The organism is Falsiroseomonas sp. HC035 (assembly GCF_050563525.1).
Lineage (GTDB): Bacteria > Pseudomonadota > Alphaproteobacteria > Acetobacterales > Acetobacteraceae > Falsiroseomonas.
Genome location: NZ_JBNXUN010000003.1, coordinates 102,060 through 124,339 on the forward strand (window position 1 = coordinate 102,060; position 22,280 = coordinate 124,339).

The window sequence follows — 22,280 nt, forward strand, 5'->3', positions numbered from 1 at the left end:
CCATGTATCTCCGCCTGTTGCTCATCGGCTCCCTCCTGCTGAGCGCCTTGGGCCTCGGCGCCGTGGCGTGGCAGATGCTGGCGCCCGATACCGCGCCAGCTTCGCAGCAGGCCGCAGCCCCCGCCGCGCCGCCACCGCCCGCCCGTATCAGCATCGTCGTCGCCGCCCGGCCACTGCTGCCGGGCACACTGCTGAAGGACGAGGATTTCGCCACGCGCGAAGTCCGGCCCGACCAGGTGCCGGACGGTGCCATCGCCCCTGGCGAGGAAACCCGCATCGAACTGCGCGGCGCGCTCCTGCGCCGCTACCTCGAGCCCGAGGTGCCGCTGCACCGCGACGACGTGCTGCGCCCGCGGGACCGTGGCTTCCTCGCCGCCGTGCTGCGCCCCGGCAGCCGCGCCATCTCCGTCGGCGTCGACGTGGTGACCGGGGCCGCCGGCCTGATCTGGCCCGGCGACCAGGTGGATTTGATCCTGACCCAGGAACTGGCCGCCACCGACGCGCCGCTGGCCCGGCGCGTGATCGGCGAGACGGTACTGGTCGATGTCCGCGTCATTGCCGTGGACCAGCAATTCACCCGCGGCGCCAGCGCCGCCGAAGCCACCGTCGGCCGCATCGCCCGCACCGTGACGCTGGAGGTTTCGGGCGAGCAGGCGGAACGCGTCGCCGTCGCCAGCCGGCTCGGCCGCATCGCGCTGACGGTGCGGTCCATCGAACAGCCGGTGGTCCAGGCCGCGGGCGCGACGGCGCCGGTGTTCGGCGCCGACGTCTCCCCCGCCCTGGCGCGGTCCGCCATCAGCCAGGGCTCTCGGATGCAGGTGTTCCAGGGCGACGAGAAGACCGAGGTCGTGTTCCGGTGAAGCGCCCCGCCCTACGCGCCCTGGTCGCGGCCGGCCTGGCCATCGTCGCCACCGCCGTGTCGGCGCAGCCGCTGCGCGTCTCGCCGCAGGCCCCAGCCACCCCCGCACCCGCGCAGACCCCAGGGCTGCCGGTCTCGGTGCTGCTCGAAGCCGGGGCCGGCCGGCTGCTGCGCCTGCCGGTGCCCGCCATCACCGTCCTGGCCTCCGACCCGCGGATCGCCCGCGTGCAGCCGGCCTCCCCCACCAGCCTGTTCCTGATGGCGGTGGCGCCGGGTCGAACGACCGTCATCGCAACCGCCGAAGACGGCGCGCCGGTCGCCGAGTTCGACATCACTGTGCTGCCCAGCCGTGCCGCGGCGGTGCCGGCCGCCGGCGCCGAGGCCGTACCCGCCGCGCCGCCGCCGCCGCCCAGCGCCGCGGCGGTGCAAAGCATGATCCGCCGGCTGGTGCCCGGCGCCGCCGCGCTGACCGTGGGCGGCACTGTTCGCGGCCCGCTGGTGCTGGACGGCGCGGTCCCGAACGCCGCCGATGCGCAGCGCGCCGAGACCATCGCCCGCACCTATGGCGGCGAGGGGCGCGAGGTCATCAACAACCTGACGCTGCTCGCCGGCATCCAGGTCAACCTCCGAGTCCGCGTCGCCGAGATCTCGCGCCAGGTGAGCCGGGAGCTTGGCTTCAACTGGCAGGGCTTCGCCAGCAACGCCGCCGGGCTGATGATCGGCCTGCAATCCGCCGGCGCGACCGGGGTGCTCAACGGCTTCGCCCGCCAGCCGTCCGGCAGCCGCTCCGCCTTCGACATCAACGGCGTGGTCGATGCGTTGGCCGCCGACCAGCTCATCACCATCCTGGCCGAGCCGAACCTGACGGCGCAATCCGGCGAACAGGCGAGCTTCCTGGCCGGCGGCGAGTTCCCGGTGCCGGTGGCGGCGAGCAACAGCACCAACTCCATCACCATCGAGTACAAGCAGTTCGGCGTCAGCCTGGCCTTCGTGCCGACCGTGCTGGGCTCGGACCGGCTGAACCTGCGGGTGCGGCCGGAGGTCAGCGAGCTGACCGAGAACGGCTCCATCAGCGTGCCGCTGGCCAGCGGCGTGGTGCGCATCCCGGCACTGGCCGTGCGCCGTGCGGAGACCACGGTGGAACTCGGCAGCGGCCAGAGCTTCGCCATCGCCGGCCTGCTGCAGCAGAGCAACACCATGGTGAACAGCGGCATCAACGGCGTGCGCGACGTGCCGGTGCTGGGTGCGCTGTTCGGCTCCGACCGCTACCGCCGCAACGAGACGGAGCTGGTCATCATCATCACGCCTTACCTGGTGCAGCCGGTGTCTGATCCGCGCGCGCTGGCGGCACCGACGGATCGCTTCCGACCGGCAACCGACCTCGACCGCATCCTGCACCGCCGGCAGGTGGCGCGTGGCGCGGCGCCGGTGCCACCGAGCGACATCGACGCCGGCTTCATCCTGGATTGAGGGAGATGGCGATGCGCAAGATCCTGGTCGTGCTTCTGCTGTACCCGCTGGCCGCCTGCGGTGGCGGCGACTTCGCCAGGCCCGGGACTTGGCAGGCCAGCGGCGTGAACGATGCGAATCTGCGCCTGATGCTGGCCGACCCGCAGGACGCGATGCGTGGCCGGGCGGCAGCGACCGACCGCGCGCAGCCCGGAAGTCTCGCGATCCAGCGGCTCGAGCGCGATCGCCGCCGGTCGTTGCCGGACAGTCGCGCTGCCCGCATCGGCGGCGCGCCCGCCACGACGCAGGATGCCCCGATGGAGCCGTCCGGTGCCCGCTGAACCGCGGATGGCACGAGAGGCGCCGGATGCCGGCCGCGGCGGGCCGCTGGTGTCGCCCGTCGGCGATCGCCCCGCCTGCCTGGCCTTCGTCGCCGACGAGGCGAGCGAGGCGGCGCTGCGCGGCGGACTTCCCGACCTGCTCGGCAGCCTGCAGATCCGCCGCGGCGACGTGCGCGCCGCGACCCGCGCGCTGGAACGCGAGGCGACACCGTCCATCCTGATCATCGACATCGGCGGCATGACGGAGGCGGTGCCGGCGCTGGAGGCGCTGGCCGCCGTGTGTACGCCCGACGTGCGCGTGCTGGTGATCGGCGAGCGCAGCGACATTGCCTTCTACCGCCAGATGACCCGCGACCTGGGCGTCGCGGAATACCTGCACAAGCCGTTGACGCGCGACACCGTGGCGCGGCTGTTCGGCCCGCTGCTGGCGGGGCAGGCCGCGGCGGCGGCCGAGGCGTTGGGCCGCGGCAGCCAAGTGGTTTCCGTCTGCGGCGCACGCGGCGGCTGCGGCGCCACCACGGTGGCGGTGAACCTCGCGGTGCAGCTCGCCGCCACCAGCCGCGGCCATGTCGCGCTGCTGGACCTGCATCTGCGCGGCGGCAGCGCCGGGCTGATGCTGGGCGTACGGCCCGGCACCGGGCTGCGCGTGGCGCTGGAACAGCCGGATCGCGTCGATGCGCTGTTCCTCGACCGCGTCGGCATCCCGATCGGCGACCGCCTGCGCCTGATCGCAGCGGAGGAGCCGATGGACAGCCTGCCGGCGCCGACCGAAGCCGGGCTGCGCCAGGTGCTGGAGATGCTGCGCCACCGCTTCAACCACGTCGTCATCGACCTGCCCATGCCACCCGGCGCGGCGGAGCGCGCGGCGCTCGCGGCCTCGCGCCAGACCGTGCTGGTGCTTGGGCCCGACATCGCCGGCATCCGGGATGCGCTGGCCCTGCGCAAACTGATCGCCGGTTGTGGCAGTTCGCAGACCACCCTGGTGCTGAACCGCAGCGGGATGCCGGGCGGGCTCAAGCCGAAGCTGGTGGAGGAGGGCCTCGGCGCTGCGCCCGACGTGGTGCTGCCCGACCTGCCGAAGCAACTGCCACGCGCCGCGAACCTTGGTCGTCCGGCGGCGCCGGATGTGCCGGCGCTGCGACGGGCCATGGCACCGCTGATGCAGGAGATCTCGGCCCTGCCGGCAGCGCAGGCGGCGCCGGGCCTGCTGGCGCGGCTGTTCGGGCGCGCCCGCGCATGAGCCGCACCTTCGGGCGACGGCTGGAGACCGCAACGGTCACCGAGGCGCCGCCCCCTGCACCACCGATGCCACCGAAGCCCGTCGCATCCTCCGATGCGCCGGTCCGCCGCCTGCGCGTGCAGGTGATGGAGCGCGTCGATCCCGTGGTGGCGGCCGAACTGCCGGCCGCGGCGCTGCGGCAGCAGCTGGAATCGCTGGTCCACGAGATCGCGGGCCGCGAGCGTATCGAGATCTCGGCGCGCGAACAGGCGCAGATCGCACAGGAGCTTGCCGACGATATGGTGGGCTACGGCCCGCTCGAGCCACTGCTGGCCGATGACAGCATCAGCGACATCATGGTGAACGGCCCGGACCGCGTCTTCATCGAGGTGCGCGGCCGCGTGCAGCAGACCGACATCCGCTTCCGCAGCGCGGCCCAGCTGGCCGCCATCGCGCAGAAGATGGCGGCGACCGTGGGCCGCCGCGTCGATGAAAGCAGCCCGCTGGTGGATTGCCGCCTGGCCGATGGCAGCCGCGTCAACGTCGTGTTCCCGCCGCTGGCCATCGATGGTGCCTGCATCTCCATTCGCAAATTCGCCAAGCGCAAGGTGGACCTGCGCGCGATGGCGGAGGGCGGGTCGATGTCCGATGCCGTGGCCCGGGTGCTGGAGATCGCGGCGCGCTGCCGGCTGAACGTGGTGATCTCCGGCGGCACCGGCTCCGGCAAGACCACGATGATGAACGCCATGAGCCGTCTGATCGACCATGGCGAACGTATCGTCACCATCGAGGATGCGGCGGAACTGCAATTGCAGCAGCCGCATGTGGTACGGCTGGAGACGCGGCCGGTGAACCTCGAAGGCCGCGGCGAGATCACCCAGCGCGACCTGATCAAGAACGCGCTGCGCATGCGCCCCGATCGCATCATCGTGGGCGAGGTGCGCGGCGCGGAGGCCTTCGACATGCTGCAGGCGATGAACACCGGGCACGACGGCTCCTACTGCACCGTCCACGCCAACACCACGCGCGACGCCATCATCCGCATCGAGAACATGGTGCAGATGGGCCAGTCCAGCCTGCCCAGCCGCGCCATCCGCACGCAGATCGCCAGCGCTGTCGACATCATCGTGCAGGTGGCGCGCATGCGCGACGGCGGCCGCCGCGTGTTGCAGGTGAGCGAGGTGGTGGGGCTGGAGGGCGAGGTGGTGACGATGAACGACATCTTCGCCTTTGAATTCCAGGGCGACGACGCCACCGGGCGCATCCGCGGGCGCTGGGTGACACCGGCGATCCGTCCGGGCTTCTATGAGCGGCTGGAGTATTTTGGACTCGGCGAGGCCTGGATGAACGCGCTGCGGGACGCATGACATGTCCACGGCGCTGGCGCTGCTGATCGCCCTGCCTCTGTTGCTCAGCCTGCTGCTGGGCGGGCTGGCATTGATCCATGGCGGCACGGGGCGGGCGATGCGCGAGCGTGTGCGCGGCCTGTCCCAGGTGGCGCCACAGGGCGCCGACGTGGCGCTGCCGAGCATCCGCGTTGGCGGCAGCCGCCACGGCGCGCTGGCGATGCGCATCTTCCGATTCCTCCGCTTCAACCCGGACATGCCACAGGAACAGGTCATCGCCTGGCCACTGGTTGCCTTGCTCGGGGTGCTGGCCACGATCGGCGCCGCCCTGATGCTGGGCGAAATCCTGGGCCAAGCGCCGGCACTGCTGGTCGCGCCGGTGATCGGCGTGCTGGCCGCGCGTGGCATCTTCGGCTGGCAACATGCGCGCTACTGCGAGCAGGTCTTCGTGCAGATCCCCGATGCGCTGGGACTGATGGTGCGCGCCATCCGCGCCGGCCTGCCGCTGGCCGAGGCGCTGCGCGGCATCAGCCGCGAGATGCCGGCCCCGACGCGCGACGAATTCGCCCGGGTGATCGGCGACATGGCGATCGGACGGCCGATCGAGGTGGCGCTGGCGCGTCTGCATGAGCGCACAGGCCTGACCGAATATGCCTTCCTCGCCGTCACGCTCGGCCTGCAGGCGCAGACCGGCGGCAGCCTGGCGGAGACGCTCGACAACCTGTCCGAGATGGTGCGCAAGCGCGTCGCCATGGCGCGTCGCGCGCAGGCGATGGCCGGAGAGGCAAAGGCCCAGGCGGCGCTGCTGCTGGCGCTGCCCTTCATTGCAGCCCTTGGCATGTCCGCCATGCAGCCCTTCTACATCAGCGCCTTCACCGAAAACCCAACCGGCCGGACCATGGCCCTGACCGGCCTAGGCATGATGATCCTCGGCGTGCTGTCGATCCGCTGGCTGATTCGCCAGGCGGGGCGCGACTGATGCCGCAGCCGCTGCCGCTTGCGTCGCTGCTGATGGCGATGGGTGCCGCCGGCGTGGCCATCGCGCTCGCCGTGCTGGCCGCAACGCTGCTGGCCCAGGGCGCGGAGGAGCGCGACCTGGCGCTGCGCCTGCGCTCCGTGGTGCGACCGGCGGAACGCGCGGCGAACGGGCGCACCGCACGAAGCCTCGCGGGCGTCCTCAGCCGTCCTTTCCGCCGCCTGGGGGAATGGCTGCGGGACAGTGCCATCGTCTCCGGCGCGGAGGTGCAGGAATTCCAGCGCGCCATGGCGGCCGCCGGCCTCGACCCGCGGCACGGCGTGCCGGTCTTCATCGGGCTGAAGGCCGTGCTGATGCTGACGCTCCCGCTGGCCGCATTGGGCGGCGCCGTTGCAACGGAAGCCGAGACCCACAACGCCATCTTCCTGACCTTCGGCGGCGTGGTCGCCGGCGTCATCGGGCCGAACCGTGTGATGGACCGGCTGCGCCGTGGCTTCCAGCAGCGCCTCAAGCGCGGCCTGCCGGATGCGCTGGACCTGTTGGTGGTCGCCGCCGAGGCCGGATTGGGGCTGGAGACGGCGGTGGATCGCGTCTCCCGCGAGATGGCCGGCTCCAACGCGGCAATTGCGCTGGAACTGAACATCCTGGTGCAGGAACTGCGCATGCTGCCGGATCGCCGCCTGGCGCTGGAGCGCATGGCGGAACGGACGGGGCTCGAGGGTTTCAAGCGCCTGTCCGCGACACTGTCGCAGACTCTGCGCTACGGCACGCCCCTGGCCCAGGCGATGCGCGTGCTGGCGGCCGACATGCGGCAGGAACGCATGCTGCGGCTTGAGGAGAAGGCGATCCGCCTGCCAGCGATGCTGATCTTGCCGCTGATCCTGTTCATCCTGCCGGCGCTTTTCATCGCGCTGATCGGTCCATCCATTCTCGAAATCGGCAAGACGCTCGGAGGTTCCCCATGATGCGCGGCCTATGGCCCCTGCTGTTGCTGCTTGCCGGCTGCGCAGCCACGCCGCCGACCGGGCCGCGGGACCACGACACCGGCTCCCGCCTCCGCGTCGCCGCCGCGGCCGAGGCGGCCGGGCGAACCGACATGGCACTGTCCATGTACGCCTCCGCCGCCGCAGCGGAACCGGGCAACCCGGCCGTGCAGGCGGGCTTCGCCGCGGCGCTGATGCGGGCTGGCAACGCGGCGCAGGCGGAACAGGTTCTGCTGCGGGCGCTGCAACGCCATCCCGCCGATGCCGGCCTGCTGGTCGCCAGTGGCCGGCTGCGGCTGCGCGCCGGCGCGGCGGACCAGGCGCTGGATCATTTCCGCCGCGCGGTCGCGGCGGCGCCGCAGGATGCGCAAGCCCTCGGCGGGCAGGCGGTCGCGCTCGATCTGCTGGGCCGGCACACCGAGGCCGAGCGCGGCCATCGCGCGGCGCTGGCTCTGGCGCCGGCCAGCATCGGCATTGCCAACAACCTCGGCATGTCCCTGCTGCTGGCCGGGCGAGCGTCGGAGGCGGCCGAGGTGTTCGCCGCACTGGCCGCGCTGCCTGCCGCCCCGCCGCGCGTGGCAGCCAACCTCGCGGTCGCGCGGGCGGCGGCGCAAGGCGGGATGGGCGAGGCAGGCATGGCGCCGCTGCTGACGGCGCTGGCGCCCGGCTGAGCGGCCTCAGCCGAGCAGCGGCCCGCCGGCCTTCACGGCTGCCGCCACCTTGGCCACGTAGCGGCCCTGGAAGCGGGCGCCCTCAAGCTCGATGGCAGAGGGCATGCGGCTGCCGTCGCCATCGGTGATGGTCGACGCGCCGTAGGGGCTGTTCCCCATGACCTCCTTGACGCCCGTCTGCCCCTGGAACGCATAGGGCAGGCCGACCACGACCATGCCGAGATGCAGCATGGTCGGGATGAAGGTGAGGATCGTGCTCTCCTGCCCGCCGTGCTGCGTGGCGGAGGAGGTGAAGGCCGAGCCGACCTTGCCGTTCAGCGCGCCCTTCGCCCACAGCCCGCCGGTCTGGTCGATGAAGTTGCGGATCTGGGACGTCATGGTGCCGTAGCGCGTGCCGCTGCCGAAGATGATGGCATCATAGTTCGGCAGTTCGTCCACCGTAGCGATGGGCGCGGCCTGATCCAGCTTGTAGCCGGATTTGCGCGCGATCTCCTCCGGCACCAGTTCGGGGACGCGCTTGACGTCGACCTCGGCGCCGGCCGCGCGGGCACCTTCGGCGACCGCCTGCGCCATCGCCTCGATGTGGCCGTAGGCGGAGTAGTAGAGAACCAGGACCTTTGCCATCGGGAACGTCTCCTGCATTGGTGGTGGCCGAGGTCTATCCGCGGCAGCGCCGCCCCAGCCAGCGCCAAGTGCTGATGACGTCCATTCCGGCGGTGAATAAAACCGCCTGCTACCAGGTCAGTTCCGCCACGCTGATGCGGCCTTCCGCAGCGGGCCAGGCACGTGCCACGATGCGTTCGGTGTTGAAGACGCCGACCACCGGCCGGCCGAGTTCCGCCGCCGGAAGCTGTACGGTCGCGGCTGCGGCAACCGCGACGCCAGGGCGCAGCGTGGCCGGCTGCCGGCCATCGAGCAGCACGATGTCGCGCGGGATTCCGAAATAGCCGCGCGGCCGCTGCAGTACCACGACGCCACCCGCCGAACGCTCCGCCGCCGCCAGCGCGCGGGGGCGCAGGTGCACCACATCGGAGCTGCGCGGGAAGGCGTTGCGGTAGATGTGCGTGGTGGTGTGGCCGGGGGCCGCGACGACGATCTCCAGCGGCCAGTCACTTGCCACCGTCACCGGGCCCCACCGGCCATCGGCGCCGGTCGTGCGGCGGTGCAGCGCCTCCCCGATGCGGGCACCGGTCTCGGGGTCGGTGCGGAACACCTCGACCACGGCGTCGGGCACCGGGCGGTTCGTCACGACGGGGGCGGATTGCGTGACGATACCGTCCAGCACCGGGCGCGCTTCCGGCACCACCGCGATATGGCCGGGCTCTCGCCCCACGATGAAGCGGAACTGTTCGCGGAACGCGCGCCAGTGATAGGCGGTCTCGCGGTGGTCCAGTTCACCAAGCACCAGGTTGGTGGCGCCGCGCAGTTCCGGCCCGTCGACATCGGTGCCGGTCGGGCGGTCCGGGGTCGGCGACCAGATGGCGCGAGGCTGGGCATATACGTCGTTCCAGGCGCTGCGGATCGTCAGGAAATCCGTCTCCGGCACCACATCGGTGGTGCCGCCGTTCAGACGGGTCAGGAAGGGACCCTTGCCGTTGAACTCCCGGTTACGCGACTCCGGCCAGTCGGAGGTGCCACGGTTGGGCGTGCCGCACAGCACGGCATGCGAGACCTGCGGCGCGCCGCCGCGATGTACGACGAAGTCGCGGATCGGATTGCCGCCGCGCGAATTGCCGACCAGCGCTACACGCGGTGCACCGGTACGCGCGCGCAGGTCCGCCACGAAATCCGTCAGCCGATCGGTCTGCTCCACGGTGCTGCTGCGGTTGGGCTGCGGCACCAGGTCATCGTCCCGCGACAGCGGGTCGGGCATGTTGACCGCCATCAGGCGGTCGCGCGGGATGCCGTTGCTCTCGAAGCGCCACAGCGTCGTCTGCCACAGCGCGGCGTGGTCGCCATTGCCGTGGATGAACAGGATGGGTGGCGGCGCCGGCTGCGCGCGCAGCACACCTGGCGCGGCGAGCACGGCGGCGGAGGCGAACAGGGCGCGGCGGGAGATTTTCATTCGCTGTGTGCCAGGTAATGCGCGAGCGCGCGGATGTCGGCGTCGCCAATGCCGTACAGGAGACCGTTCATCTGCGTGTCGGCGCCGACGCGGACATTGTCGCGATACTCGCGCAGGGCATGGGCCAGGTAGTCCTCCCGCTGGTGGTTGACGCGGGGGATGTTGGCGCGGCCGGCATAGCTTGGCAGGTGGCAGACGCCGCAGTTCCGGCCGGCCGCCAACTCCTCGCCCCGCGCCGCGAGCGCCGCGTCACGCGCGCCGCGATCAGCGGGCGGGCCGGAGGGCTGGGCTGCGAAATGCGCAGCCAGGTCCTCGGCTTCCTGGTCCGTCAGTCCCTTCGCCGCCTCCGTCATGGCCGGCACCTGGCGCAGCCCCTCGCGGAACAGCACCAGTTGCATGGTCAGGAAATCCACCTGCTGGCCAGCGAGCGACGGCATCTCGGCGGTCTCGCTCCGGCCGCCGGGTCCGTGGCAGGCGGCGCATTGGCGGGCTTCGGCGACGGCGGCACCGCGGGCAGCATCCTGCGCCGCGGCGGGCTGGGCGAAGGCGGCGGCCAGTGCGGCCGCCGTCAGCAATCCGTAGCACTGCATCAACGGCGATATGTCACGCGGTAGATGGCGCCATTGTCGGTGTCCGAGACCAGCAAGGAGCCATCCGGCATCGTCAGCAGGCCCGAGGGCCGGCCGTTGAACTTCTGCGCGGCGTCGTCACGGAAGCCGGTCATGAAGGGTTCCTGCACCAGCCGTCCACCCTCGGCCTCACGCACCACCACCACTTCGAAGCCCGAAAGCGGCTCGCGGTTCCAGGAGCCCTGGAAGGCGACGAACAGCGCGTTGCGATACTGCTCCGGGAATTGCGTGCCGGTGTAGAAATGCGTGCCGACTGGCGCGACATGCGGGCCGAGGACGCGGGCCGGCGGCGGGAATTCGTTGCACAGTCGCGTCGGCTCGGACGCCGCCGGGTCCTGGAAGCCACCGGCGCACCACGGGAAGCCGTGATGCTCGCCGCTCCGCAGGTTCACATGCAGCGTGTCGGAGGGATTGTTGTGGCCAGCCCAGTCGCGGCCGTGGTTGCTGAACCAGAGCTGGCCGGTGCGCGGGTGGAAATCGAAGCCGACCGAATTGCGCACGCCGCGCGCTTCGATCCTGCGGTCGCTGCCGTCGGGGTTCCAGCTCTCGATCAGGGCGAACTTCTCGCCATCGAATTCGCAGATGTTGCAGGGCACACCACGCGGAATGTAAAGTCGCCCATCCGGCCCGAAGGCGATGTGCTTCCAGCCGTGATGCGGCTCCGGCGCCTGGCCGAACGCTTCCGTCAGTTCGACCGGCTGCGGATTCTGCAGGTTCTGCTCGATATTGTCGATGCGCAGCACTCGGTTCATCGCCGCGATGTACAGCGCGCCGTCCCGCACCGCGAGGCCGGAGGGCTGGGTCAGCCCCTGCATCAGCGTGGTGACGGTGCGTGCGTTGCCGTTGTCGCGCACGGCATAGACGCGGCCAATGGCGCGGGTGCCGACGAAGATGGTGCCGTCCGGGCCGCGTACCATCACGCGTGCACCCGGCAGCCCATGCGCCCAAAGCTCCACCTGGAAGCCTTCGGGCACGCGCAGCGCGGCGGTCGGAATGCGTTCGGGCGGCGTGTTGGTCAGGCGCGGCGGGTGCGGCGCCAGCGGTGAATTCGCCATCTCGGCGGGGCGTCCCTGCGCCCAGGCCGGGGCCGGTGCGGCCTGCTGCGCGAAGGCGAGGCCTGGCAGCGCCACCGCGGCGGCGGCGAGACCCATCAAGCTGCGTCGGATCATTCTGTTTCCCCTCCCCGGCCGTTCAGGCCGTTGCAGGACCATAGAAGGGTGCAACCGGAAATTGGGCAAGACGCAATCCAGTGCGATGACGCGCGTTTCAGGAGAAGCCGCGATAGGTGAAGTCGGTCTCACCCGCCTCCGCCACCGCGTCCGCCAGCATCGCGTGGTGCGGAGACAATGCGCAGGCGGGGTCGGTGGCACTGGCGTTGCCGGTCAGTGCGAAGGCCTGGCAGCGGCAGCCGCCCCAGTCCCGTTCGGCATGTTCGCAGCCCTGGCAGGGGCTCGGCATCCAGGACGTGCCGCGATAGGCGTTGAAGGCCGGGCTGTCGTTCCAGGCAACTTCCAGCGACGTGTCGCGCACGTTCGGGAAGTCGAGGCCCGTGAGCGTCTCCGCGGCATGGCACGGCAGGATGCGCCCGGCGGGGGACACCGCCAGGAAGCGCCGGCCCCAGCCACCCATGCAGGATTTCGGGCGGCTGGCATGGTAGTCCGGCACGACGTAGTCGATGACCAGCCGGTCGCGCAGCCGCACGCGCGCCGCATCCACCACCTGCGTCGCCGCATCGAGCATGGCCCGGCTCGGCAGCAGGGCGTCGCGGTTGGCCAGCGCCCAGCCGTAATATTGCACATGCGCGACTTCCAGCCGCGCCGCGCCCCATTCCAGCGCGATCTCGATCAGCGCCGGCAGGTTGTGCAGGTTCTGGCGATGCACCACGGCGTTCAGGGTCAGCGGCAGCCCGGCGTCGCGTACCAGGCGCGCGGCCTCCCGCTTGCGCGGCATGGCGCCACGCATCCCGCCGATGCGCTCGGCGCCGGCATCCTCCGCGTCCTGCACGGAAAGCTGCACGTGATCCAGCCCGTTCGCGACCAGTCGGTCCATCATCGCCTGATCCAGCAATACACCGGCGGTAATGAGGTTGGTGTAGAGCCCGGCATCCCGCGCCGCGGCGACGATCTCCGCGATGTCGCGCCGCACCGTCGGCTCACCGCCCGACAGATGCACCTGGAGGCAGCCGAGCGTGGCGGCTTCGCGGAACACGCGCGCCCATTCCGCCGTGTCCAGCTCCTGGCGCGCCCGCGTCAACTCGACGGGATTCGAACAGTAGGGGCAGCGCAGCGGGCAACGATGCGTCAACTCCGCCAGCAGGGCGAGCGGTGCGTCAGCCATGGCGCAGCGCGCCCCGGGTGACGAGGTCGGCGATCAACGCGCGCACATCGGCGCCGATCACCTCGATCGGCGCATCGTATTGCGCTGCGAGCGCCGCGATGATCGCCGCCTCGTCGCGCACGCCGTCCACCAGACGCAGCACCGCCAGTGCCGTCTCGTCCGGCACAAACATGCGTTCCGGCGCCATGACGATCCAGCGATCGCGCGCCTTGTCCTCCTGCAGCCGGACGCCAGGGGCGAAGCGGGGCGTCATGGGCGGAAGGCGCCGGGCGGCGGCAGGCCGGGCGCGACATAGGCGAAATGCAGCGCATCCAGCTGAGCCCACAGCAGGTCGCACTTGAAGCGCAGGGCGGCCAGCACCTGACGTTGCAGCTCCGGCGTCGTCGCTTCCCGCTTCACGTAGTCAAGCGCGAAGGCGACATCCGCAGGTGCCTGCGTCAGGCGCGGCTTGAAATAGGCCAAAGTCGCCTCCGAGACGAAGTCGTAGTTCGCCAGCATGCCGGAGACACGGGAGCGGATGATGTCCGTCGAGAACATTTCCGTGAGCGAGGAGGCAATCGCCTCCAGCAGGCTACGCTCGCGTACGAAGTGTACATAAGCCTCCACCGCGAAGCGCGTGCCGGACAGGATGCCATCCATCGAGGTGACGTAGTCGCGGTCCAGGCCCAGCCCATCGGTCAGCGCCAGCCAACGCTCGACACCACCGGGATGTCCGCCATCGCCATCATGGTCCACCAGCCGCCGGCGCCACTCCCGCCGCAGTTCCGGCGTCGGCAGCCGCGCGAGCAGGGAGGCGTCCTTCATCGGGATGTGCGCCTGGTAGCAGTAGCGGTTCAGCGCCCAGGCCTGGACCTGCCCGAGGTTCAGCTTTCCGTCGTGCAGCAGGTGATGGAACGGGTGATGGACATGGTAGCGTTCCGCCCCGATGGCGCGCAGCGCATCCTCAAGGGCTTGCGGCGAAAGCATTCCGGTCACGGCGTGATCTCCATCCCATCCTCGGCCACTTCCCAACCCGCAGCCTCCAATGTGGCGCGCTCGGGACTGTCGGCGAGCAGCGCGGGATTGGTGTTGTTGAGGTGGGTCAGGATGCGGCGGCGGACGCCGAGACTCGCAAATTCGTGAAGCGTCTCGGTGATCGGCATGTGGCCCATGCGGCGGCCGGTCTTCGGGCCGGCGCCAGCCGAGATCATCTCGTCATCGGAGAACAACGTGCCGTCGAAGATCACGCAGTTGGCACCGCGCAGTCTGTTCCGCAGCGCGGGTGTCATCATGGCGCAGCCCGGGATGTAGTGCAGCACCGCGCCGCCCGCGGAAATCGCAAGGCCCAGCGCCTCCCCGTCCTCGGAAACATCCGGCTGTCCGGTGGTTTCCGCGTACAGCGGCACCTTGCCAGGAACCACGTAGGCGGTGATCGACAGGCCGAGCGCGGCGCCGCCCGCATCCTGCGGCGCGAAAGCCGCATCCAGTGGCAGGTCGGCGCGGCCGACAAAATCGGGATTCAGGCAACCGAAGATGGGGTTGGCATCCAGAACGGCGCGCGTTGGCGCGGCGGCGTAAAGACGGAAGGGCTGGCGTTCGCGCAGATGCAGTAGGCCGGCGATGGCATCGATTTCGCCACCGGTCAGCAGCACGGCCGAAATAGGTGAGTTGCGCAGCGGCGCTACGCGCGGATGCAGTGCCGGCGTTGCCTCGATCTGCTGGCGCAGGTCGGGGGCTGCATTCACCACAAGCCAGCGTTCGCCATCGGCGCTGACGGCCAGGCTCGCCTGGCTGCGGCGCGGCGCCGCAGGGTCTCCGGCACGGGCCCGGCGGCAACCGGGACCGGCCGAATTCCACTGTGGAAACCCGCCTCCGGCACCGGCGCCCAGAATCATCGCGCGCAGCATGGAGGCAGGCGGAGGCTCAGGCGATTTCGGCGCAGGCGTAGCTGTTGATTTCCATCGCCAGCGAGATCTCGACGATCTTCGGGGTCTTCCAGGTCATCTTTGCGTCTCCCATGCATCCGGCAATGCGGCCGGGCCTTCGACATGGCGGGGCGTCCCCGCTCCGGCAAGAGCTACGCCGGTCACACCGGGCGTTCGCCTTGGATCGTGACCCGGTTGCCGTAGCGCGTCGCCGGCCAGTAGTCCCACATCGCGCGATGTTGCGCGCAGCGGTTGTCCCAGAACGCCACGGAATTCTCCCGCCACCGGAAGCGGCATTGGAACAGAGGGTTGGCGCTGTGCTCGAACAGGTAGGCGAGGATGCCGGTGCTCTCATCCGCCGGGATGTCCAGGATGCGGCGGGTGAAGCCCTTGTTGACAAACAAGGCACGGCGGCCCGTCACGGGATGGGTGCGGATCACCGGATGCACCGCGCGCGGATAGACTGGTTTGTCATGCACGCCGAGATTCGCATAGGTGCCGCGATACACCTCCTCCCCGTCATGCACCGCCGTCAGGCCCTCAAGGTACGTCTTCATGCGGTCCGACAGCGCGTCGTAGGCGGCGTACATGTTGGCGAACAGCGTATCGCCGCCCACAGGCGGGCACTGCTTGATGTAGAGAATGCTGCCCAGCGGCGGCTCCTCGTCGCAGGACACGTCGGAGTGCCAGAACTCGCCATTGGCGCGCGGGCTGTCGCGGTCTGCCTTGATGACCATCAGGGCAGGATGGCCTTCGGTCGGCGCGGCGGGGTGGATGTGCAACTCGCCGAAATGGCGGCCGAAATCCAGGTGCTGGTCCGGCGTCAGGTGCTGGTCGCGGAAGAAGATGACCAGGTTCTCGGCCAGTGCGCGGTGGATCTCCTGCATCTGCTCGGCCGAGGGATTGCCGATGTCGACGCCGCCCAGTTCGGCGCCGATGATGGGCGTGAGCTTTTCGACCGTGATGCTGCGATAGGGCGCCGCGGCGTCGGCCGCGTGCCGGTAGCGCGGCCCGCGGGCGGCGGTGCTGACATGGTTCATGGCATTTCCCCATATTGGACGGCTTGGATGCGAAGGTGACCGCAGGCACGGGGCACACGTCAACCGCAACCCGGTGCAAAGCCGCGCCAGCGCCTTGACCCTGCCCGGAGCGCCAGCGAAGCTTCGGCAAGGGAAACGTCCGGACCACGGTCGCACGCCGCCAGACAGGTCGCGGATCGTGAGGCCGTGCCTCCGGCATAAGGCGGAGGATGCGGCACGGTGCAGGTCTCGGAACCGAAGGTGAAGGCGTGGCCGAATGGCGCGCAGATCGCCGTGATGGTCACCGTCATGTACGAGACCTGGCCGGAGGGTCGCACCCCGCCCTATTCCCCCATGGCCAGCCCGCTGCGGGAGGGGGTGGTGGACCGCCAGGGCATTTCCTGGGCCGAATATGGCGGCCGCACCGGCATCTGGCGCCTTGGCGAGTTGTTCGAGGATTTCGGCGTGAAGGGCACCATCTGCGCCAATGCCCGCGCTGTGGAACGCTACCCGGACTCGGTGAAGGCGCTGCACGCGGCGGGACATGAGATCGCCGGGCATTCCTACACCCAGAACATGTTCCTGCCCTACATGGAGCCGGCGGAGGAACTCGCCCTGATCCGCCGCTGCGCCGGCATCATCGAGGAGGCCGTGGGCGAACGGCCGGTCGGCTGGGCCAGCCCGCGCATGTCGCCGAGCGAGCACACCGCGCGCTACCTGGCACAGGAGGGCTTCCTCTGGCACGGCGACTACAACGACACCGACCTGCCCTATGTGGTGACGACGGAATCCGGAAAGCTGGTGGCGCTGCAGCACAGCGACTTCACCGACAACCGCGTGATGCGCGGCAGCCCTAGGGATTTCCTCGACGTCTACCGCGATACCTTCGACTTCCTGATGCTGAGCCGCCGTCCGGAGATCCTGAACCTGACGGTGCACGCCCATTTCGGCGGCCGCCCGCCCCTGGCCGCCATGGTCCACCGCATCCTGCAGCACATGCAGCTTCAGGGCGGCCGGGTCTGGTTCGCGCGCCACGACGAAGTGGCGCGCTGGGTGCGGCAACAGGGAGAGACAGAATGACAGGAAACATCACGCGGCGGAGCCTGGCCGGGCTCGCGGCACTCGGCATGGCGGCGCCGGGGGCCAGGGCACAGTCCTGGCCGACGCGGCCAATCCAGCTGATCGTACCCTATGCCCCCGGCGGCACCGGCGACGTGTTCGCGCGCCTGGTGGCAGAGAGGCTGCGTGGCACGCTCGGGCAGAATCTGGTGGTGGAGAATCGCTCTGGCGCGTCCGGCACCATCGGCACGCAGGCCGTGGTGCGCGCGGCGCCGGATGGTTACACGCTGCTCTTCGGGCAGACGCCGGAAATCGCCATCGCGCGGAACTTCCTGCCGGACGTGCCCTATGACCCGGCTACCGACCTGGCGCCGGTGGCGCTGGTGGGCAATGCCGCGTTGGCGCTGGTGGTGAACGCGGCCTCGCCCTACCGGACGGTGCAGGAGCTGATTGCCGGCGCGAAGGCACGCCCGGGGTCGCTGACCTTCGCCTCCGCCGGCACCGGCACCCCCGGGCATTTCGCTGCTGAGACCCTGGCCCGCCGCGGCGGCGCGCCGATGGTGCATGTGCCCTATCGCGGCGCCGGGCCGGCGCTGACGGATCTGCTGGGCGGGCACGTCGGCTTCTTCTTCTCCGGAATGCCGGCCGCGGTGCCACATGTGCGGGAGGGTAAGCTGCGCATGCTCGCCGTCTCCACCGCGCGACGTATGCCGAGCGCGCCGGACCTGCCGACGGTGCAGGAGGGTGGCATCGCCGAATTCGATTTCAGCCTGTGGGGCGGCTTCTTCGCCCCCGCCGCGACGCCGGCCGCGATCGTCGAGCGCCTGAACCGCGAGGTGAACCAGATCCTGCGCGAACCGACCGTGCGGGACAGGCTGGTGGCGGAAGGCGCAGATGTGCGGGAGACGACGCCGGCACAATTCGCAGAATTCGTGCGGGGCGAGGTGTCGAAGTACGGCCGCATCATCACGGAAACCGGCGTGAAACCAGCCTGAGCCAGCCCTGGTCGTCGCCTGTGAAGCGGTGTCGGGGCAACCGGCCCGCCCCGAGCTCGTTCCTGGCGCGCAGCCAGGGAACGCAGATGTCCGACCACCGAACGCATGCCTTGAGCGAGGTCCTGGACCGGCTCGAAAGCTCGATCCACGGCGAAAGCATTGCGGTGCAGGAGGTGATCGAGAAGCTCGGCCCGAAATCCTTCGCATCGCTGATGCTGGTATTCTCGTTGATCGCCGTCTCGCCGGCCAGCGCCATCCCCGGGATCACGGCGATCGTCGCGACCATCGTCTTCATCCTGGTGGTGCAGATGATCATCGGCCGCGAATGCGTGTGGCTGCCCGGGTTCATCACGCGCCGCCACATGTCCACCGAGAAGCTCCGCAAGGGCGTCGCCTGGCTGCGCAAGCCGGTGGCCTTCGTAGAGCGCTTCCTGCGGCCACGGCTGAGCTTCCTGCTGCACCGGCCATGGCTGTTCCTGCCAATGGTCCTGATCCTGGGCCTGACCCTGTTCATGCCGTTCATGGAGGTGATTCCGACCTCGGGCTCGCTCGCCTCGGCCGTCATTGCCTTCTTCGCGGCAGGGCTGCTGACGCGGGATGGCGGGCTGGTTGCGGTCGCGCTGGCCCTGCTGCTCGGCGTGGCAGGGGCCGTGTGGCGGTTCGGATTTGCAGCCTGAGGACGCAGGGCCACAGGCAGGATGCCTGGACTTGCGAGGCATTGGGACGTGGCTGGGGGACCTGGATTCGAACCAAGACTGCCCGAGTCAGAGTCGGGAGTTCTACCGTTAAACTATCCCCCACCGTCCGATCGGGGCACTGGGCCACTGATCGGCGGGAGCGGCGTGCTAGCATGCGTTTTCTGGGCAGGCAACCACGCCACGCATGAAATGCCTTGCCCGAGGCGCGCCTGCGCCGGATCATGGCGGGCGCACCCGCCCGGCACCGGGGACTCGGGATTGCGAGCGCGACACCCCATCTGATCGAGACATGCCCGACGATCTGCCCTTCCCCGACACGGCCCACGGCGATGCCAACCCGCGCCTCGCGCCGGGCCGCGCCACTGGCTGCCAGGCTTGGCAGGGCACTCCGGCATCGCCGGGCTATGCCGCGCTGGACCTCGGGACGAACAATTGCCGCCTGCTCCTCGGCTGCCCGACCGGCTACGGCAGCTTCCGCGTGATGGACAGCTTCAGCCGCATCGTCCGCCTCGGCGAGGGGCTGGGCGCCACCGGGCGGCTATCCGACGCCGCGATGGACCGCGCCATCGTCGCCCTGCACGCCTGTGCCCACAAGTTGGCGCGCCGCCCGGTGCGGGCGCTGCACGCGGTGGCGACGGAAGCCTGTCGCCGCGCGTCCAACGGCGCGGAGTTCCTGAACCGGGTCGAGGCCGAGACGGGGCTGCGCCTTCGCATCATCTCGGCGCGGGAGGAGGCGGAGCTGGCCATGGAGGCCTGCGCGCCTTTGCTGGAATGCGGCGATCGCCGCGCCCTTCTGTTCGACATCGGCGGCGGCTCCACCGAGATCGCCTGGATCCGCATACGCCCGTCGGGACCACAGGATCGGCCGGTGCCGGAACTGATCGGCACCATCTCGGTCCCTGTCGGTGTTGTCACCCTCTCCGAACGCTGCGGGCCGTCCTGCTTCACCGAGGCTGGCTTCCATGCGGTGGTGGACGAGGTCGCGGCCCGGCTGCGCGGCTTCGATGCGGTGCATTGCATCGGGCACGAGATCCATGCAGGCGGCGTCCGGCTGATGGGCACCTCCGGCACCGTCACCACGCTCGCGGGCGTTGCCATGGCGCTGCCGCGCTACCGGCGCCTGCTGGTGGATGGGCAGACCCTGGATGCCGATGTCGCCGACCAGGCGCTGGGCGACCTGTTCGCGCTGGGGCGGGACGGGCTGGCGGCGCATCCCTGTGTCGGGCCGGAGCGCGTGGATTTCGTACTGCCGGGCTGCGCCGTCTATGCTGCCATCCGCCGTGTCTGGCCGGTGCCGAAGCTGACGGTCGCGGATCGCGGGCTGCGGGAGGGGATCCTGCTGCGGCTGATGCGCACCGACCGCACCCCGCGGCGGCCCTCACGCGGCTTCTGGCAGGGTTGCGGCTGAGCGCCTACACCCACGCATGGCCAAGACCCCCTCATCGCCCGGCGGCACGCCGAAGCGCCAGCTCGCGGACAGGCTGCGCTCCGCCAAGGGCCGCACCATCGGCAGCCAGCGCTGGCTCGAACGGCAGCTCAACGACCCCTACGTGAAGGAAGCCAAGGCGCGCGGCCTGCGCTCCCGCGCCGCATTCAAGCTGGAACAGATGGATGACAAGTTCCACCTGCTGAAGCCGGGCAGCCGGGTGGTGGACCTCGGCGCCGCGCCGGGTGGCTGGACGCAGGTGGCGCTGGCACGGAAGGCGACGCGGGTGGTGGGGATCGACCTGCTGCCGGTGGACCCCATCGCCGGGGCCATCCTGATGCAGGGCGACTTCCAGGAGGCGGAAGCCGAGCACCGCGTGCTGGCGGCGCTGGATGGCCCGGCCGACCTGGTGCTGTCCGACATGGCGCCGAACACCACCGGCCACAACGCCACCGACCACCTGCGGATCATGGCGCTGGCCGAGATCGCGCTGGATTTCGCCGGGCGGGTGCTGGCCCCGGGTGGCGGCTTCGTCACCAAGGTCCTGGCCGGTGGGTCGGAGAAGGAGTTCCTGGCGACGCTGAAGCGGGACTTCGCCACCGTCCGCCACGCCAAGCCACCGGCCAGCCGAAAGGACAGCGCGGAGTTGTATGTGGTGGCGATCGGCTTCCGTGGCCGCCAGCCAGGCTGATCACGCGCCCGCCATGGACAGGCCACCCGGAACCGGTGTAGGCGGGGCCGCCAAGGTTGCGGATCGAGATGAGGTTCCCACCATGGCGCCCCCAGACAATGCAGTTCCCGACACAGTGACCTCCTCCGACCGCGAGGCCGCCCTGCGCGGCCGGTTCGAGGAAGCCTACGCCTTCGACGACGTCCTGCTCGTCCCGGCCTATTCCACCGTCCTGCCCTCCGAGACCGATACCCGCACGAAGCTGACGCGGGAGATCTCGCTGAACATCCCGCTGGTGGCCGCGGCGATGGATACGGTGACGGAAGGCAACATGGCGATCGCCATGGCCCAGGCCGGCGGGATTGGCGTGATCCACAAGAACCTGTCGCCGGAGGATCAGGCGGCGCAGGTCCGCCAGGTGAAGAAGTTCGAATCCGGGATGGTGGTGAACCCGCTGACCATCCACCCCGACCAGACCCTGGCCGAGGTCCGCGCGCTGCAGGAAACCCACCACATCAGCGGCGTGCCGGTGGTGGAACGCGACAGCAAGCGGCTGGTCGGCATCATCACCAACCGCGACGTCCGCTTCGCCACCGATCCGAACCTTCGGGTCTATGAGCTGATGACGCGGGAAAACCTGGTGACGGCCGATGCCGACGTCACCAAGGACCAGGCCCGCGCGCTGCTGCACAAGCACCGCATCGAAAAGCTGCTGGTGGTGGACGAGCAGTTCCGCTGCGTCGGCCTGGTCACCGTGAAGGACATGGATAAGGCGCAGGCCAACCCAAGAGCGGTGAAGGACCCGATGGGCCGGCTGCGCACGGCGGCCGCGATCGGAGTTGGCGAGGACGGGTTCCACCGCGCAACCCTTCTGGTTGCCGCCGATATCGACGTGCTCGTGGTCGATACCGCGCATGGCCATTCTGGCGGCGTGCTGCGTGCGGTCGAGCGCATCAAGAAGATGTCGAACAGCGTGCAGATCGTTGCCGGCAACGTGGCGACGCCGGAAGGCGCGTTGGCGTTGATCGAGGCCGGGGCGGATGCGGTGAAGATCGGCATCGGCCCGGGCTCCATCTGCACCACCCGCATCGTCGCCGGCGTCGGCGTGCCGCAATTGACCGCGGTGCTGGAATGCGCCGCCGCCTGCCGCCAACGCGGCGTACCGGCCATCGCCGATGGTGGCATCCGGTCCTCCGGCGACGTCGCCAAGGCGATCGCGGCCGGCGCCGACTGCGTGATGATGGGCAGCGTCTTCGCCGGCACGGACGAGGCCCCCGGCGAGGTCTTCCTGTACCAGGGCAGGTCCTACAAATCCTACCGCGGCATGGGCAGCCTGGGCGCCATGGCGCGCGGCTCCGCGGATCGCTACTTCCAGGCGGAAGTGGCGGACAAGCTGAAGCTGGTGCCGGAGGGTGTCGAGGGCCGCGTCGGCTACAAGGGACCGGTCGGCACCGTGATCCACCAGATGGTCGGCGGCCTGCGCGCCGCCATGGGCTACACCGGCGCCGCCACGATCGCGGACCTGCAGACCCGGGCCAAGTTCCGCCGCATCACCAATGCCGGCCTGCGCGAAAGCCACGTGCACGACGTGGCGGTGACGCGGGAAGCGCCGAACTACCGCCTCGAGGGGTAGT

Annotated in this window: 24 protein-coding genes and 1 tRNA gene; 14 read left to right on the plus strand and 11 right to left on the minus strand. The window is 70.3% G+C overall.

Going from position 1 to position 22,280, the window contains the following annotated elements:
- Positions 1-2: 2 nt before the first annotated feature.
- From cpaB to ACLF3G_RS08205, 8 genes are read left to right on the plus strand one after another with little or no spacing between them, the layout of a single operon-like run.
- Positions 3-860 carry a Flp pilus assembly protein CpaB gene (gene cpaB / locus ACLF3G_RS08170; protein ID WP_430668869.1) on the plus strand — a complete coding sequence of 286 codons (858 nt, stop codon included), beginning with the start codon at positions 3-5 and terminating at the stop codon, positions 858-860.
- Complete coding sequence (locus tag ACLF3G_RS08175; protein WP_430668870.1) at positions 857-2,329, plus strand: type II and III secretion system protein family protein; 1,473 nt, start codon at positions 857-859, stop codon at positions 2,327-2,329. The genes cpaB and ACLF3G_RS08175 overlap by 4 nt, the downstream gene beginning before the upstream one ends.
- Positions 2,330-2,340: 11 nt before the next feature.
- A complete protein-coding gene (locus ACLF3G_RS08180) occupies positions 2,341-2,649 on the plus strand; it encodes a hypothetical protein (protein ID WP_430668871.1) in 309 nt (102 codons plus the stop codon).
- Positions 2,639-3,889 (plus strand): AAA family ATPase, encoded by a 1,251-nt coding sequence (locus tag ACLF3G_RS08185; protein ID WP_430668872.1) that lies wholly within the window; start codon positions 2,639-2,641, stop codon positions 3,887-3,889. The genes ACLF3G_RS08180 and ACLF3G_RS08185 overlap by 11 nt, the downstream gene beginning before the upstream one ends.
- The gene (locus tag ACLF3G_RS08190) at positions 3,886-5,235 is read left to right on the plus strand and encodes a CpaF family protein (RefSeq protein WP_430668873.1); all 1,350 of its coding nucleotides are present in this window, start codon (positions 3,886-3,888) and stop codon (positions 5,233-5,235) included. Before ACLF3G_RS08185 ends, ACLF3G_RS08190 begins: the two co-directional genes overlap by 4 nt.
- A 1-nt stretch (position 5,236) precedes the next feature.
- The gene (locus ACLF3G_RS08195; protein WP_430668874.1) at positions 5,237-6,193 is read left to right on the plus strand and encodes a type II secretion system F family protein; all 957 of its coding nucleotides are present in this window, start codon (positions 5,237-5,239) and stop codon (positions 6,191-6,193) included.
- A complete protein-coding gene (locus ACLF3G_RS08200; RefSeq protein WP_430668875.1) occupies positions 6,193-7,155 on the plus strand; it encodes a type II secretion system F family protein in 963 nt (320 codons plus the stop codon). The genes ACLF3G_RS08195 and ACLF3G_RS08200 overlap by 1 nt, the downstream gene beginning before the upstream one ends.
- Positions 7,152-7,844: a tetratricopeptide repeat protein gene (locus ACLF3G_RS08205; RefSeq protein WP_430668876.1), complete on the plus strand. Its 693-nt coding sequence runs from the start codon at positions 7,152-7,154 to the stop codon at positions 7,842-7,844. Before ACLF3G_RS08200 ends, ACLF3G_RS08205 begins: the two co-directional genes overlap by 4 nt.
- Before the next feature lie 6 nt (positions 7,845-7,850).
- On the opposite strand, the gene wrbA is transcribed toward ACLF3G_RS08205, so the two are convergent.
- The 10 genes from wrbA to ACLF3G_RS08255 form a co-directional block, all read right to left on the minus strand.
- Entirely contained in the window at positions 7,851-8,468 is a 618-nt protein-coding gene (wrbA, locus tag ACLF3G_RS08210) for an NAD(P)H:quinone oxidoreductase (protein ID WP_430668877.1), read from the minus strand.
- Positions 8,469-8,577: 109 nt separating this feature from the next.
- Positions 8,578-9,909 carry a hydrolase gene (locus ACLF3G_RS08215; RefSeq protein WP_430668878.1) on the minus strand — a complete coding sequence of 444 codons (1,332 nt, stop codon included), beginning with the start codon at positions 9,907-9,909 and terminating at the stop codon, positions 8,578-8,580.
- Entirely contained in the window at positions 9,906-10,499 is a 594-nt protein-coding gene (locus tag ACLF3G_RS08220) for a c-type cytochrome (RefSeq protein ID WP_430668879.1), read from the minus strand. Before ACLF3G_RS08220 ends, ACLF3G_RS08215 begins: the two co-directional genes overlap by 4 nt.
- Positions 10,499-11,707, minus strand: coding sequence for a PQQ-dependent sugar dehydrogenase (locus ACLF3G_RS08225; RefSeq protein WP_430668880.1), 1,209 nt, complete (start codon positions 11,705-11,707; stop codon positions 10,499-10,501). The genes ACLF3G_RS08220 and ACLF3G_RS08225 overlap by 1 nt, the downstream gene beginning before the upstream one ends.
- Positions 11,708-11,804: 97 nt before the next feature.
- Complete coding sequence (pqqE, locus tag ACLF3G_RS08230; protein WP_430668881.1) at positions 11,805-12,875, minus strand: pyrroloquinoline quinone biosynthesis protein PqqE; 1,071 nt, start codon at positions 12,873-12,875, stop codon at positions 11,805-11,807.
- Entirely contained in the window at positions 12,868-13,128 is a 261-nt protein-coding gene (gene pqqD, locus ACLF3G_RS08235; RefSeq protein ID WP_430668882.1) for a pyrroloquinoline quinone biosynthesis peptide chaperone PqqD, read from the minus strand. The genes pqqE and pqqD overlap by 8 nt, the downstream gene beginning before the upstream one ends.
- On the minus strand, positions 13,125-13,850 hold the full coding sequence (pqqC, locus tag ACLF3G_RS08240) for a pyrroloquinoline-quinone synthase PqqC (protein ID WP_430668883.1): 726 nt from the start codon (positions 13,848-13,850) through the stop codon (positions 13,125-13,127). Before pqqC ends, pqqD begins: the two co-directional genes overlap by 4 nt.
- Complete coding sequence (pqqB, locus tag ACLF3G_RS08245) at positions 13,847-14,761, minus strand: pyrroloquinoline quinone biosynthesis protein PqqB (protein WP_430668884.1); 915 nt, start codon at positions 14,759-14,761, stop codon at positions 13,847-13,849. Before pqqB ends, pqqC begins: the two co-directional genes overlap by 4 nt.
- A gap of 16 nt (positions 14,762-14,777) precedes the next feature.
- Positions 14,778-14,873, minus strand: a complete 96-nt coding sequence (pqqA, locus tag ACLF3G_RS08250; protein WP_430668885.1) for a pyrroloquinoline quinone precursor peptide PqqA — start codon at positions 14,871-14,873, stop codon at positions 14,778-14,780.
- Positions 14,874-14,940: 67 nt separating this feature from the next.
- Positions 14,941-15,819 carry a TauD/TfdA dioxygenase family protein gene (locus ACLF3G_RS08255; RefSeq protein ID WP_430668886.1) on the minus strand — a complete coding sequence of 293 codons (879 nt, stop codon included), beginning with the start codon at positions 15,817-15,819 and terminating at the stop codon, positions 14,941-14,943.
- A gap of 219 nt (positions 15,820-16,038) precedes the next feature.
- Between ACLF3G_RS08255 and ACLF3G_RS08260 the strand changes: the two genes are divergently transcribed.
- From ACLF3G_RS08260 to ACLF3G_RS08270, 3 genes are all read left to right on the plus strand, one after another.
- Entirely contained in the window at positions 16,039-16,878 is an 840-nt protein-coding gene (locus tag ACLF3G_RS08260) for a polysaccharide deacetylase family protein (RefSeq protein WP_430668887.1), read from the plus strand.
- Positions 16,875-17,852, plus strand: coding sequence for a Bug family tripartite tricarboxylate transporter substrate binding protein (locus tag ACLF3G_RS08265; RefSeq protein ID WP_430668888.1), 978 nt, complete (start codon positions 16,875-16,877; stop codon positions 17,850-17,852). The genes ACLF3G_RS08260 and ACLF3G_RS08265 overlap by 4 nt, the downstream gene beginning before the upstream one ends.
- An 86-nt stretch (positions 17,853-17,938) precedes the next feature.
- Positions 17,939-18,529 (plus strand): exopolysaccharide biosynthesis protein, encoded by a 591-nt coding sequence (locus ACLF3G_RS08270; RefSeq protein WP_430668889.1) that lies wholly within the window; start codon positions 17,939-17,941, stop codon positions 18,527-18,529.
- 49 nt (positions 18,530-18,578) lie between these two features.
- Here ACLF3G_RS08270 and ACLF3G_RS08275 read toward each other — a convergent pair.
- Positions 18,579-18,652, minus strand: a tRNA-Gln gene (locus ACLF3G_RS08275).
- Between the two features lie 187 nt (positions 18,653-18,839).
- Here ACLF3G_RS08275 and ACLF3G_RS08280 point away from each other — a divergent pair.
- From ACLF3G_RS08280 to guaB, 3 genes are all read left to right on the plus strand, one after another.
- Positions 18,840-19,958: a Ppx/GppA phosphatase family protein gene (locus tag ACLF3G_RS08280; RefSeq protein WP_430668890.1), complete on the plus strand. Its 1,119-nt coding sequence runs from the start codon at positions 18,840-18,842 to the stop codon at positions 19,956-19,958.
- Positions 19,959-19,974: 16 nt separating this feature from the next.
- A complete protein-coding gene (locus tag ACLF3G_RS08285; protein ID WP_430668891.1) occupies positions 19,975-20,667 on the plus strand; it encodes an RlmE family RNA methyltransferase in 693 nt (230 codons plus the stop codon).
- Between the two features lie 82 nt (positions 20,668-20,749).
- Positions 20,750-22,279 carry an IMP dehydrogenase gene (gene guaB / locus ACLF3G_RS08290; protein WP_430668892.1) on the plus strand — a complete coding sequence of 510 codons (1,530 nt, stop codon included), beginning with the start codon at positions 20,750-20,752 and terminating at the stop codon, positions 22,277-22,279.
- Position 22,280 lies beyond the last annotated feature (1 nt).

What these genes read in the sequence shown, in the direction of transcription:
- cpaB (WP_430668869.1), top strand. Translation starts at nt 3, where the DNA reads ATGTATCTCCGCCTGTTGCTCATCGGCTCCCTCCTGCTGAGCGCCTTG.
- ACLF3G_RS08180 (WP_430668871.1), top strand. Translation starts at nt 2,341, where the DNA reads ATGCGCAAGATCCTGGTCGTGCTTCTGCTGTACCCGCTGGCCGCCTGC.
- ACLF3G_RS08190 (WP_430668873.1), top strand. Translation starts at nt 3,886, where the DNA reads ATGAGCCGCACCTTCGGGCGACGGCTGGAGACCGCAACGGTCACCGAG.
- ACLF3G_RS08195 (WP_430668874.1), top strand. Translation starts at nt 5,237, where the DNA reads ATGTCCACGGCGCTGGCGCTGCTGATCGCCCTGCCTCTGTTGCTCAGC.
- ACLF3G_RS08200 (WP_430668875.1), top strand. Translation starts at nt 6,193, where the DNA reads ATGCCGCAGCCGCTGCCGCTTGCGTCGCTGCTGATGGCGATGGGTGCC.
- ACLF3G_RS08205 (WP_430668876.1), top strand. Translation starts at nt 7,152, where the DNA reads ATGATGCGCGGCCTATGGCCCCTGCTGTTGCTGCTTGCCGGCTGCGCA.
- wrbA (WP_430668877.1), bottom strand. Translation starts at nt 8,468, where the DNA reads ATGGCAAAGGTCCTGGTTCTCTACTACTCCGCCTACGGCCACATCGAG.
- ACLF3G_RS08215 (WP_430668878.1), bottom strand. Translation starts at nt 9,909, where the DNA reads ATGAAAATCTCCCGCCGCGCCCTGTTCGCCTCCGCCGCCGTGCTCGCC.
- ACLF3G_RS08220 (WP_430668879.1), bottom strand. Translation starts at nt 10,499, where the DNA reads ATGCAGTGCTACGGATTGCTGACGGCGGCCGCACTGGCCGCCGCCTTC.
- ACLF3G_RS08225 (WP_430668880.1), bottom strand. Translation starts at nt 11,707, where the DNA reads ATGATCCGACGCAGCTTGATGGGTCTCGCCGCCGCCGCGGTGGCGCTG.
- pqqE (WP_430668881.1), bottom strand. Translation starts at nt 12,875, where the DNA reads ATGGCTGACGCACCGCTCGCCCTGCTGGCGGAGTTGACGCATCGTTGC.
- pqqD (WP_430668882.1), bottom strand. Translation starts at nt 13,128, where the DNA reads ATGACGCCCCGCTTCGCCCCTGGCGTCCGGCTGCAGGAGGACAAGGCG.
- pqqB (WP_430668884.1), bottom strand. Translation starts at nt 14,761, where the DNA reads ATGCTGCGCGCGATGATTCTGGGCGCCGGTGCCGGAGGCGGGTTTCCA.
- pqqA (WP_430668885.1), bottom strand. Translation starts at nt 14,873, where the DNA reads ATGGGAGACGCAAAGATGACCTGGAAGACCCCGAAGATCGTCGAGATC.
- ACLF3G_RS08255 (WP_430668886.1), bottom strand. Translation starts at nt 15,819, where the DNA reads ATGAACCATGTCAGCACCGCCGCCCGCGGGCCGCGCTACCGGCACGCG.
- ACLF3G_RS08265 (WP_430668888.1), top strand. Translation starts at nt 16,875, where the DNA reads ATGACAGGAAACATCACGCGGCGGAGCCTGGCCGGGCTCGCGGCACTC.
- ACLF3G_RS08270 (WP_430668889.1), top strand. Translation starts at nt 17,939, where the DNA reads ATGTCCGACCACCGAACGCATGCCTTGAGCGAGGTCCTGGACCGGCTC.
- ACLF3G_RS08280 (WP_430668890.1), top strand. Translation starts at nt 18,840, where the DNA reads ATGCCCGACGATCTGCCCTTCCCCGACACGGCCCACGGCGATGCCAAC.
- ACLF3G_RS08285 (WP_430668891.1), top strand. Translation starts at nt 19,975, where the DNA reads ATGGCCAAGACCCCCTCATCGCCCGGCGGCACGCCGAAGCGCCAGCTC.
- guaB (WP_430668892.1), top strand. Translation starts at nt 20,750, where the DNA reads ATGGCGCCCCCAGACAATGCAGTTCCCGACACAGTGACCTCCTCCGAC.